Origin of the sequence: Leptolyngbya sp. GGD (genome assembly GCF_026735145.1) — a bacterium.
Lineage (GTDB): Bacteria > Cyanobacteriota > Cyanobacteriia > Leptolyngbyales > Leptolyngbyaceae > Leptolyngbya > Leptolyngbya boryana.
In genome coordinates, this window is the sequence record NZ_JAPQKE010000004.1 from 12,571 (window position 1) to 24,189 (window position 11,619).

The 11,619-nt window shown below is 48.3% G+C and carries 9 protein-coding genes; all 9 read left to right on the forward strand.

The features are described from left to right. Nucleotides 1–199: 199 nt before the first annotated feature. The 9 genes from drmD to OU814_RS19285 all read left to right on the forward strand — a co-directional run bounded on the left by drmD (nucleotide 200) and on the right by OU814_RS19285 (nucleotide 11,600). On the forward strand, nucleotides 200–3,358 hold the full coding sequence (gene drmD, locus OU814_RS19245) for a DISARM system SNF2-like helicase DrmD (RefSeq protein ID WP_268241797.1): 3,159 nt from the start codon (nucleotides 200–202) through the stop codon (nucleotides 3,356–3,358). A 39-nt stretch (nucleotides 3,359–3,397) separates the two neighbouring features. Continuing rightward, complete coding sequence (locus OU814_RS19250; protein WP_268241798.1) at nucleotides 3,398–3,889, forward strand: hypothetical protein; 492 nt, start codon at nucleotides 3,398–3,400, stop codon at nucleotides 3,887–3,889. A 33-nt stretch (nucleotides 3,890–3,922) separates the two neighbouring features. After that, nucleotides 3,923–4,051, forward strand: coding sequence for a hypothetical protein (locus OU814_RS19255; RefSeq protein WP_268241799.1), 129 nt, complete (start codon nucleotides 3,923–3,925; stop codon nucleotides 4,049–4,051). Continuing rightward, nucleotides 4,044–4,187, forward strand: coding sequence for a hypothetical protein (locus OU814_RS19260; protein ID WP_268241800.1), 144 nt, complete (start codon nucleotides 4,044–4,046; stop codon nucleotides 4,185–4,187). The genes OU814_RS19255 and OU814_RS19260 overlap by 8 nt, the downstream gene beginning before the upstream one ends. A gap of 160 nt (nucleotides 4,188–4,347) precedes the next feature. Beyond that, on the forward strand, nucleotides 4,348–5,022 hold the full coding sequence (locus tag OU814_RS19265) for a DUF1232 domain-containing protein (RefSeq protein ID WP_268241801.1): 675 nt from the start codon (nucleotides 4,348–4,350) through the stop codon (nucleotides 5,020–5,022). 35 nt (nucleotides 5,023–5,057) lie between these two features. Further along, complete coding sequence (locus OU814_RS19270) at nucleotides 5,058–9,263, forward strand: Eco57I restriction-modification methylase domain-containing protein (protein ID WP_268241802.1); 4,206 nt, start codon at nucleotides 5,058–5,060, stop codon at nucleotides 9,261–9,263. Between the two features lie 15 nt (nucleotides 9,264–9,278). Further along, entirely contained in the window at nucleotides 9,279–9,596 is a 318-nt protein-coding gene (locus tag OU814_RS19275) for a nucleotidyltransferase family protein (RefSeq protein WP_268241803.1), read from the forward strand. Continuing rightward, nucleotides 9,580–9,918: a HepT-like ribonuclease domain-containing protein gene (locus OU814_RS19280; protein WP_268241804.1), complete on the forward strand. Its 339-nt coding sequence runs from the start codon at nucleotides 9,580–9,582 to the stop codon at nucleotides 9,916–9,918. The genes OU814_RS19275 and OU814_RS19280 overlap by 17 nt, the downstream gene beginning before the upstream one ends. A 380-nt stretch (nucleotides 9,919–10,298) precedes the next feature. After that, complete coding sequence (locus tag OU814_RS19285; RefSeq protein ID WP_268241805.1) at nucleotides 10,299–11,600, forward strand: PDDEXK-like family protein; 1,302 nt, start codon at nucleotides 10,299–10,301, stop codon at nucleotides 11,598–11,600. Nucleotides 11,601–11,619 lie beyond the last annotated feature (19 nt).

The window sequence follows — 11,619 nt, forward strand, 5'->3', positions numbered from 1 at the left end:
TCCTTATCAAAGCGTTGCTGATGCCATTAATCTCGTAATTGCCCTGAGCTTTTCCCAATTTAGAATGTAGCACTCCTATACAGCTTTGGTCTTTTATGGCTAGCGATCATTTTATACCAGTACGAGTATGATAGCTGAAGTAAGTAACTTGCAAGTTACTTGCAGCAGAATCAATTCGTCGCGGGCTTCTGTATTTTCTATGAGCGCCATTAAAGCCATTCCAGAGCAAGGACAACTCGTTAAGGTGCGGCAGCGCCTGTATGTAGTGACCGACGTGCGCCAGACGACGCTGCCTGCAGGTGTTCTGCTTTCAAACGTCACGCCTGCTCAACATCTCGTTTTGTTGTCCTCGATCGAAGATGATGGCTTGGGTGAAGAACTTCAAGTAATTTGGGAGTTGGAGCCTGGAACGCAGGTTTTTGAGCGTGTAGAATTGCCAAAACCCACAGGCTTTGATGATCCAGCCCGACTGGATGCGTTTTTGGATGCTGTGCGTTGGGGTGCTGCCTCTTCCGCTGACATTCGCACCCTTCAAGCTCCCTTCCGTAGCGGCATTGATATTGAGGATTATCAGCTTGATCCGGTGGTTCGAGCCATTCAGATGCCGCGTGTCAACTTACTGATTGCGGATGATGTGGGATTGGGGAAGACGATCGAAGCGGGTTTAGTGGCTCAAGAACTCCTGATTCGCCATCGCTGTCGGCGGATGCTGATTATCTGTCCGTCTTCGCTGCAAATTCAGTGGCGGGACCAAATGCGGGATAAGTTTGGGTTAGATTTTCGTATCGTCGATAGTGCCCTAATGAAGGAGTTACGGCGGCAGCGAGGGATTCATGTTAATCCCTGGATTCATTTTCCTCGGCTGATTACCTCGATCGATTTTCTCAAGCGAGATCGCCCCCTGCGACTGTTTCGAGAGGTGCTGCCCGCAGAAGGTGAATCAATTTATCCCCGCCGTTTTGATCTATTGATCGTTGATGAAGCCCATAATGTAGCTCCGTCTGGCAGTGGGCAGTATGCGATCGATTCTCAACGCACCGCCACGATTCGCCTGCTGGTTCCGCATTTTGAACACAAATTATTTTTGACGGCAACGCCCCACAATGGATATCCAGAGAGTTTTACAGCACTGCTCGAACTTCTGGACACGCAACGGTTTGCCAGAGGGGTCGAGCCGGATCGCAATCAGCTTCAAGTCGTGATGGTGCGGCGGTTAAAGCAGGAAATGCAAAATTGGGATGGGTCGCCGATGTTTCCGGGACGCAAATTAGAAGCGATCGCAGTCGATTATCCCCAAGCAGAACGGCAGGTTCATGCCTCGCTCAAACGCTATACAGAACTCCGAACAAAAGGCGTGGATGACAATGTTGAGAAATACGCCACGGAATTCGTACTGAAGCTGCTCAAAAAACGGCTGTTTTCCTCACCAGAGGCGTTCTTGACCACGTTGACACAGCACCAAGAATCGTTAACAACCGCTCGTCGTCGTCAAGCCAGTCGCCTCAGTGCAAAACCAACCGAAGGAATTTTGCGACAGCAACTCGAACAGGTCGAAGAAGATTTCGCGGACGACGACCTGTACGAAGCGGCAACGGATGAATCGATTAGCAATACGAGCCGTTTGTTTCGGGTGCTGGCTCCAGAAGAACAGGATTTACTTCGAGAAATGCTTCAGTGGGCGGAAACGGCGGCTCGGCAACCCGATGCCAAAGCTACTGAACTGCTCAACTGGATGAATACGGTCATTTGCCCCAATGGGCAGTGGCTCAATGAACGAGTGATTATCTTTACCGAGTATCGAGCGACGCAGAAATGGCTCTATAACTTGATGGCATCAGAGGGATTAGTACAGGGTGATCGTCTGATGATGCTTTATGGCGGGATGAATTCCGACGATCGCGAGGCGGTTAAAGCGGCATTCCAAGCCCATCCTGATGTTTCTCCTGTGAGGATTCTGTTAGCCACTGATGCAGCCTCGGAAGGTTTGGATTTACAAAATTTCTGTTCGCGCTTGATTCACTATGAAATTCCCTGGAACCCGAATCGGATGGAGCAGCGGAATGGGCGTATCGATCGACATGGACAGCGATCGAGCGAAGTGCGAATCTATCACTTTGTCGGTAAAGACTATCAAGAGCAATCCACAAGTGGGATTCGTCCCGGTGACTTGGAGGGGGACTTAGAGTTTCTGATGCGAGCGGCACTGAAAGTCAACAATATTCGGGAAGACCTGGGGAAAGTAGGTCCAGTGATCGCGTCTCAGGTGGAAGAAGCGATGTTGGGACGGCGGGTGACGCTGGATACGTCGAGAGCAGAGCGGGAATCGGAGCCTGTGCGCCGGATGCTGAAGTTTGAACGCAAAGTGCGCGATCAAATTGAAAAGCTCCGTGCCCAATTACAGGAGACGCGACAAAACCTTCGGTTGACTCCGGAGAACATTGAAGCGGTGGTGCGAATTGGGTTGGAATTAGCGGATCAGCCTCCGTTGATTGAAGCAGAAATCGAAGGGCTGCCAGGTCGAGCGTTTCATTTGCCGCAACTTAAAAGTAGTTGGGCAGTTTGTGCCGAGGGGCTAGAGCATCCCCACACCAAGGTGATTCGCCCGATCGTATTCGATCCAGATGCGGCACACGGGCGGGATGATGTTGTTTTGGCACACCTGAATCATCGGTTGGTTCAGATGTGTCTTCGCTTGCTGCGGGCGGAGGTCTGGTCTACGGAGGGTAGAAAGCAACTGCATCGCGTGGCTGCTAGAGTCGTTTCATCACAGTCAGGGCTGGAAACTCCCGCAGTCGTCGCATATGGGCGGTTAGTCATTCTGGGCAGTGACCAACAGCGACTCCATGAAGAAGTAATTGTAGCGGGTGGTGAATTGAAAGAGGGGCGCTTCAATCGGTTAGGGGTGATGAAGTTGCAAGCGGCATTGGGGAATATCTCTGATCAATCGGTTCCCGAAGCGATGCAGCAGAAATTGGCTCAGATGTGGGATAAGTGCGAGAGTTCGCTGATGCAGGCGTTAGAGGTACGAAAAGCGGATCGATCGACGAGTCTGCGACAGGATTTGCAAAACCGGGCTGAGAAAGAAATTGCTGATATTACTGCGGTTTTGACAGAACTTCAGAAAAGCATTTTAGCTGAGTTGCAAGAACCTCAAGTCGAACAGCTTGAAATCTTTAGTAATCCAGAGCGGGAGCAGTTTGAGCGGAATATCAATAGTTTGAAAGCGAGGGTAGAACAAATTCCGATCGAGATCGAGCAAGAAACAGCTTTGATCCGAAAGCGGTTTGAGAATCCGACTGCACGGCTGTTTCCTCTAACGGTCACGTTTTTGGTTCCACAAAAGCTTATTCGACCCTAATAGACTGGTAAAGCTGACTTTTCGTTCGATGGTGAACTCATGCAAAAGACCCAAGCTTTCGCAATCCTTGCCCCAGTTCCAGAGATGCACTTGATTTCTGGATTGGAAGCGATCGCGGCTCAACTCGATTCAGATGACCTTCCTGCGGATCATTTACCGAAGGTGGCGTTTGGCACGATGGCGTTTGAATTGTTTGCGGAAGTTGAGATACTGCGAGCGGGAAAAGCGATCAAGGTTTTGATCTATGCGTCTCATGCGAAAGGCGAACAGCCATTGAATCCAGAGGCAACTTGGCGAGGATTGTATGTGGGATATGTTGGATCGCGTCGGGGGCGGTATCCAGGGAAATCGATTTATCGTCCTAAATCGACGATTACAGATAGTCCGACTTGGGCAGGGTTTTGGGAAGTTCAGGAATTAGAACGGCTGAAGACTGCGATTCCCATTGGAAATTTGCGAGGTAAAAATAAGAAGACCAATTATCAAGCTCGATTTATTCCCGAAGGTCCAGTTCTGATCGAATTCCCCTAAATTACGTCCACTGCTCATCATCACGCTGAATGGTTGTTGTTAGTTGAAGCATCGTGTCCATTCTTGAGTTTGCCTGTGCTGCTCAAGACGTTTCCGGCGGGATTAGATGCTCATGACCCGGAGCATTTGACGCTGCTGCGATCGGCATCTGAATATGAATAGCCTTAGAGCGAGGGCAGAACAGATTCCAAAAGAGATGGAGCAGGAAACGGCTCTAATTCACAAGCGGTTTGAGAATCCAACGGTACGGCTATTTCCTCTGGTAGTGACATTTTTAGTGCCACAAAAGCTTGTTTAGGCTTTAATCGTTGAGACTGGGAAAAGGTAGTGCTGAAGCAAAGCAATTCAGAACATCTGAAGCGAGAGCTATCAGATCGCGAGCTAAGTCGCTTGTACGAAATGTTCAGGGAATTCTAGCAATGTCAAATTTCTTCAGTTGAAAGAGTAGGTGCTGGATTATGGTTGCTGATACGACTTCAGACCAAGGATATAAGTTAGAACCCCTACAAGGATTTCCGTGGACTTTGTTTGCTTTCAAACAGTATGACGGCGGTAGGGCAATGGTTGCACTTCTATTTCTGTTTGCTGGAATCTATTTCTTATCCGGCTTCTGGGGATTTCTGTTGGATCACAACGCTTGGTTGCATGATCTGGTAGTTGGTTCAAAGCCAGTAGTGATAGATTCTCAACCATCGATTCCCTGGTGGAAATTTTGGAAGCATATTCAACATAATCCGATTACTGAAGTTCTAACTAGCACAATCAGCTACATCGATATTGTCTTTCGGCTATTTATCTTTATGTGTGCCTATTGTTTGGCTTGGGCAACGTTTGATCCTAAAAACATCGAGGGTTATGTTTTAGGAATCTTTAATGCTTTTCTGGGCGGCGCTTACGTTCTCTCTCCAACTGACGTAATTCCTGATTTTTTGCCCGTTGTTGGCAGTTTTGACGACACAATCCTAGGGGTAGGAATGGTGATTTTGGGTGTCTCTGGCTGGTACAGAACTAAGCTGCGAGATATAAAGACAAAAACGATTCTTGAACTGGTTAACCACGGCAACAACGAACGAGCGTTACAGTTGTTACTTGAAGACAAAGGTATCTCGATTCGAGGTAACGCTGAAAACTAGCTTGATACAAGTCCCCCAATCCGTAGAAATTGCTCATGTCCACTGCTCGTCATCACGCTGAATGGTTGTCCCTCGTTGAGGCATCGGGTCCGTTTTTGAGTTTGCCCGTGTTGCTCAAGACGTTTCCGGCTGGGTTGGATGCTCATGATCCGGAGCATTTGAAGCTGTTGCGATCGGCATCGGAAGAATGGCAGGACAATCAGTTTGGACTCAAGCCAGAACCTGCCATTCATCGAGCATGGGTAGAATTCGTGCTGAAACAAACACTGGAATTGCCGGATGAGGTGTTGCTGAGCGGACAACAGATTTCATCTGGGCTAAAAGTGACGATCGCGGAGCAGAATGAGACGATTCGCCCAGATTGGGTGATTGTTGAGCCGACTGGAACACCGAACGCTGGGAAGCCTCGACTATTAGTGCAGATGGTTCCGGCAGTGCAGGGATTGGAAAAGCCATTGAAGGGGTCGCGATCGTCGGCGAGTCCCGCGACTCGAATGATGGAATTGCTGCACGCTTGCAATGTGCGGTTGGGGCTGGTGACGAATGGCGAGCATTGGATGCTGGTGAATGCACCCAAGGGAGAAACTACTGGGTTTATCTCTTGGTACAGTACTCTTTGGATTGAGGAACATTTGACGCTGCGGGCATTTCGGAGCTTGTTGGGTGTGCGGCGATTCTTTGCCGTGGATGACTCGGAAACGCTGGAGACGCTGCTGGCTCAGAGCTTGACCGATCAGCAGGAAGTGACGGATCAGTTAGGCTATCAGGTGCGTCGGGCGGTGGAAGTGCTGGTCGGCGCGATCGCTCGTCTCGATCAAGACCAAAATGGGGCATTACTGAAAGACATTTCGGAATCTCAGCTTTATGAGGCGGCACTGACTGTGATGATGCGGTTGGTGTTTCTGTTTTGTTCGGAGGAACGGGGCTTATTGTTGCTTGGCGATCCGATTTATGACCAGCATTATGCGGTGTCTACGTTGCGAGAACAGTTGAGATCGCACGCGGATCAGTATGGCGAAGAAGTCTTGGAGCGTCGATCGGATGCGTGGTGCCGTTTGCTGGCAACGTTTCGGGCGGTGTATGGCGGGATTTTTCACGATACGTTACAGCTTCCGGCGTATGGTGGGAGTTTGTTTGATCCCAATCGCTTTCCATTCCTGGAGGGGCGGAAGCAGGGGACGGAATGGGACAAGAGTGAGGCTGATCCGCTGCGGCTGAATAATCGAGTTGTGTTGCATTTGCTCGAAGCATTGCAGATTTTACAGATTCGGGTGCAGGGAAGTGGTGTAGAGCCGCGTCGGTTGTCATTTCGAGCGTTGAATATTGAGCAGATTGGGCATGTTTATGAGGGCTTGCTCGACCACACGGCAGTTCGGGCAACGGTTCCGGTATTGGGATTGGTGGGGACGCGCTACCAGGAACCTGAGATCGAACTTGCAGAATTAGAGCGGTATCGGGCTGAGGGTGAGGAAAAGCTATTGGCATTTTTGAAAGAGCAGATGGGGAAATCGCTTGCTGCTTTGAAGAAATTGCTCAATATGGAAATTGAACCTCGTGAGGCGCAGCGATTGCGATCGACTTGTAATAATGATGCGGAATTGTTCGATCGCGTTCTTCCGTTTGCGGGGTTAATTCGGAAGGATACGCTGGACTACCCGATCGTGATTTTGGCGGGTAGTGTGTATGTGACGGAAGGAGTCGATCGACGACAGAGCGGAACACACTATACGCCGCGCAATTTGACCGAGGAGATTGTGCAGTACACGCTGGAACCATTGGTGTATGAGGGCGTGGCAGAGGGGAAACCGAAAGAAGAATGGCGACTGCGATCGGCATCCGAATTGCTGCAATTGAAGATTTGCGATATGGCGATGGGCAGTGGGGCGTTTTTGGTGCAGACTTGTCGCTATTTGGCGGGGAAATTAGTCGAGGCTTGGCAGTTGGCAGAGGCAGAACATCCGGGACAGGTGGTGATTGCGCCGGATGGTACGCTGTCGATCGCTCGTCCAGAAGAATGTCCGATTCCGAAGGAGCCAGAGGAGCGGTTGCTGGTGGCGCAGCGGATTGTAGCCGATCGCTGTTTGTATGGAGTCGATAAGAATCCGTTGGCGGTGGAGATGGCGAAGTTGTCGCTGTGGCTGGTGACGCTGGCGAAGGGACGACCGTTTACGTTTTTGGATCATGCGCTGAAGTGGGGCGATTCGCTGTTGGGGATTACTCGCGCTGAACAGATTGAGTATTTGCATCTGAATCCAGACAACGAAGCGGTGCAGCTGTCGATCGCATCAAATATCTGGAAGCCGATTTTGCAGGATGCGATCGCGAAACGCCGCAAGCTAGAAAGTTTTAGTACGAATGTGATTCAGGATTTACAGGAAAAAGAACGGCTGTTTGCAGAAGCAGAACAAGCGATCGAGCGATTGCGATTTGTGGGCGATTACTTGATTTCGAGAGCGTTGGCAGATGCGGGAAAAACAACAGATTTGGCAACGGAAGAATTAATGGTAGTGGCTCAGAGGATTGAGAAGGAATTAGCAGGAACGGCAACTCAATCGGAAACGTTGGATGTTATAGCCCTGAAAGCAAATACGCAACGGATGATGAACTTAGGAAATCCAGCAAGTCAACCGCCGCGAAAACCGTTTCATTGGTTGCTAGAGTTTCCTGAAGTGTTTTTGGAAGGGGAAACGAAGGGATTTAGTGCGATCGTGGGAAATCCTCCATTTATGCTAGGAAAAAAGATCACAGGAAGTTTTGGTACAAATTACCGTGAGTTTATAGTAAAAAATATAGCAAGTCATGCAAGGGGAAATGCAGATTTATGCACCTACTTCTTCTTGCAAGCTAAACAGCTTACGAACGATGTAGGCAGACTCGGATTAGTTGCGACCAATACGATCTCTCAAGGCGACACTCGTGAAGTTGGCTTAGATCAATTGATTGCAAACGGATGTGTAATTAATCGTGCAGTTTCGAGTCGTCCCTGGAGCGGAACAGCAAGTTTAGAAGTGGCTTATGTCTGGTTATGTAATCAGCAGTGGCTGGGCGAGTATATTTTAGATAATGAAACTGTCGCTGGCATCACAGCCTCTCTTACATCTCCTGGAAAAAATCTTGGCAGCCCATATCAGCTTGCTGCGAATCGAGATAAATCATATGTTGGTTCATATGTTCTAGGCATGGGCTTTGTATTAACGCCTGTGGAGGCTTTTGCATTGATTGAAAAAGATCAAAAGAACAAGGATGTATTGTTTCCATATCTTAATGGTGAAGATGTCAGAGATCACCCTGCTCAGATTGCTAGTCGTTGGGTGATTAATTTTAGAGACTGGGCATTGGATGCAGAACACGATGACTTGAAGAAACCAAAAGGTCCACCCTATGCAGCAGATTATCCAGACTGTTTGGCAATCGTACGCGAAAAAGTAAAGCCTGAGCGACGACGTAAAAAAGAGAATGGTGAATATGTTTTAAGAAAGCCGTTACCTCAGAAGTGGTGGGTCTATGCAGATAAGCGCCCTGCACTTTATGAAGCAATCTCAGACTATGAATCGGTATTAGTTGCTATAAGAGTCAGTGCACACCACTATTTTGCTTTTGTTCCGGCTCAACAGGTTTTATCTGATAGGCTTGTCGTGATGGCATTGAATAGTTATGGAGCATTCTCGCTTTTGTCCTCTTCAGTGCATGATCACTGGGCACATAGACCAGGTATGACAACTCTTGAAACTCGCAACACTTATTTTCACGAACAAGCTTTTGAAACGTTTCCCTTTCCAACATTAGACCCTCCGGATCTTAGCTCTCAATTCCCTATTCTCAATGCTATTGGCGAAACCTACTACACCCATCGCCAATCCATCATGCAAGTTCGGCAAGAAGGACTGACCAAAACCTACAACCGCTTCCATGATCCTGATGAAACCGCAGACGACATTCACAAACTCCGATCGCTGCACATCGAAATGGATCAAGCGGTTGCGATCACCTATGGTTGGCAAGACCTCGACTTAGGGCACGACTTCCACCAAACTAAGCAAGGCATCCGCTTTACGATCAGCGAAACGGCGCGGCGGGAAGTCCTCGATCTACTTCTCGAACTCAATCACAAACGATATGCCGAAGAAGTCGAACAAGGCTTGCATGATAAAAAAGGTAAAAGTAAAAAAGCAAAAGGTAAAACCAGTAAAAAGCAACCACCAAAAACTCATATGAATGACGAACAACTGACTTTACTGTAAAGGAGCAGCCCCACCATGCCTGAACTGACCCAGCGATCGCGAATTCCAGTCCCATCCGAAAAAATCGCTGAACTCTGCCAACAGTACCATATTCGCCGACTTGCCCTCTTTGGCTCCGTACTACGAGAAGACTTTCGCCCCGATAGCGACATCGATATTTTAGTTGAATTTGAACCAGGGCACACCCCCGGCTTTGCCTTCATCGACATCCAAGACAAACTCTCAGACCTCTTCGGGCGAACGATTGACCTCAACACTCCCCAAGATCTCAGCCGCTACTTCCGCGATCGCGTCCTAGCAGAAGCCGAGGTGTACTATGAACAACCGGGATGAAGTTCGCTTGCGTCATATGCTCGATGCAGCCAGAAAAGCGATCTCCTTTACTCAAGGACGTGAGCGAACCGATCTCGACACTGATGAACTGTTGGCACTGGCAGTTGTCCGTTTAGTAGAAATCTTAGGGGAAGCCGCAAAAAACGTTTCTCAAGATATCCGAGATCAACTTCCTGATGTCGCTTGGAGACAAATGGCTGGAACTCGAGATCGCTTAACTCACGCTTACTTCGATGTTAACCTCGATATCATCTGGGACATCATCACGAATGACCTACCGCCACTGGTGGAAAAACTAGAAGAATTTTTTCATGATCCTTAACCCACTGCTGCCGATACGCAAATCTACGAAATGAATCTTGCGGTTCCTGCGGAGTCGCGCTTTGCGCTAAACGCCGATGGTTGGCAAGACCTCGACTTAGGGCACGACTTCCACCCAACCAAGGCATCCGTTTTACCATCAGTGAAACGGCGCGGCGGGAAGTGCTCGAACACGAAGTGCACTGAAAACATCGACTGCTGCAACTGAATCACGAGCAGCAGTCGATGTGCCAAAGGCATCGCTGTCTCCTAAGGCTTACACGATAAGAAAAAGTCAAAAGTCAAGGGACAGAAGGCAAAAGGGAAGACTAGTAAAAAGCAACAGCCGGGTGTTGAACCAGAAGAGCAACAACTCAAGCTGTTGTAACAGAGTGAATGCGTATGACTGCACTAACCAGTGATTCACAAAGCGACTCCAAAGAAGCATTACCAATTCCAGAAACAGAGCCAATTCACATGACGCTTGAACAAGAACAGAGAGCAATTCTTGAGAAATTTATTATCGATAATCCAGACCTGGAAGCCTTGGAAGCAAAAATATCTCAGTTCAATATTTTTGAAGCCGTTGGCATGGTTCGCCAGGAAATTAAGCATTCCAACTTCATCCAATTTCTCCTCAACCCCTCCGAAAAACATCGACTCGGCGATCTCTTCCTGAAAAAACTCCTGATCGCCATCCTCACCGATGCCGAAGAAGCCCATATAGATAGCCTTGATATCGCTGGTTCCGATTTCTCCGATGCCGAGATTCGGCGCGAATGGAAGAACATCGATCTCTTAATTTATTCGCCCACTAACTCCTTCGTTTGCGTCATCGAAAACAAAGTGGATGCCGTAGAAAGACCCCATCAACTTCGCACCTACGAGGATGTGGTTGACAAAGAGTTTCGAGACTGCAAAAAAATGTTTGTTTTCCTCACTAAAGAAGGTTCACCAGCCTCTCGCCCTCGATGGATATCGTTCGACTACGGGACGATCGCAGAGATCATCGAAACCGTATGTAACGAGCGAAGATCATGCCTTACAGACGAAATTTACATTGCAATCCGCCATTACGTTGATTTAGTCAGGAGACACATTATGAGCGAGTCCGACATTGCTGAACTCTGCCGCAAAATCTATAAACAGCACCGTCAAGCGATCGATCTGATCTACGAGCATCGCCCTGATATGCGATCGGATGTCGAAGACTACATAAAACAACTTATCCAAGAGTTTTCTCAAGCAGAAAATATCGATTTAGACTCCGTTGACAAACGATACATCCGATTCGCTCCGAAGGAGTGGGATGGCATGGCATTTCAAAAGACTTGCCCTGACTGGACAGGAAGCGATCGAATCTTCCTCTTTGAGTTTTGGAACGAGCCTCAAAATCTCTGTCTTCATCTAGTGATTGGTCCTAGAAGGATGGAAATCAAGGAAGCGATTTACCAAAAATTAAAAACGCTCAACATTAGCGGATTGAAAAGCAAATGCAAAATTGATGAATCAAAATGGAACCATATTGCTATTGTGCCAATTCTCGACATTTCAGACTATGAAGATGGGGATTTAGAAAGCTTACAAGAAAAAATTAGAGCATTTTGGCTGAAATACATCCAGGGCGATATGAAAGTGATCCGGGAGGCGATCGTGAATTGCGATTCCTTGCGTTCTACAGGTAGGGCGCTGACTGGGAATTGATCGACTGGGCATTAAATTA

Coding starts and splice junctions, on each gene's coding strand:
- OU814_RS19285 (WP_268241805.1), top strand. CDS start 10,299: ATGACTGCACTAACCAGTGATTCACAAAGCGACTCCAAAGAAGCATTA.
- drmD (WP_268241797.1), top strand. CDS start 200: ATGAGCGCCATTAAAGCCATTCCAGAGCAAGGACAACTCGTTAAGGTG.
- OU814_RS19280 (WP_268241804.1), top strand. CDS start 9,580: ATGAACAACCGGGATGAAGTTCGCTTGCGTCATATGCTCGATGCAGCC.
- OU814_RS19260 (WP_268241800.1), top strand. CDS start 4,044: ATGAATAGCCTTAGAGCGAGGGCAGAACAGATTCCAAAAGAGATGGAG.
- OU814_RS19265 (WP_268241801.1), top strand. CDS start 4,348: ATGGTTGCTGATACGACTTCAGACCAAGGATATAAGTTAGAACCCCTA.
- OU814_RS19275 (WP_268241803.1), top strand. CDS start 9,279: ATGCCTGAACTGACCCAGCGATCGCGAATTCCAGTCCCATCCGAAAAA.
- OU814_RS19250 (WP_268241798.1), top strand. CDS start 3,398: ATGCAAAAGACCCAAGCTTTCGCAATCCTTGCCCCAGTTCCAGAGATG.
- OU814_RS19270 (WP_268241802.1), top strand. CDS start 5,058: ATGTCCACTGCTCGTCATCACGCTGAATGGTTGTCCCTCGTTGAGGCA.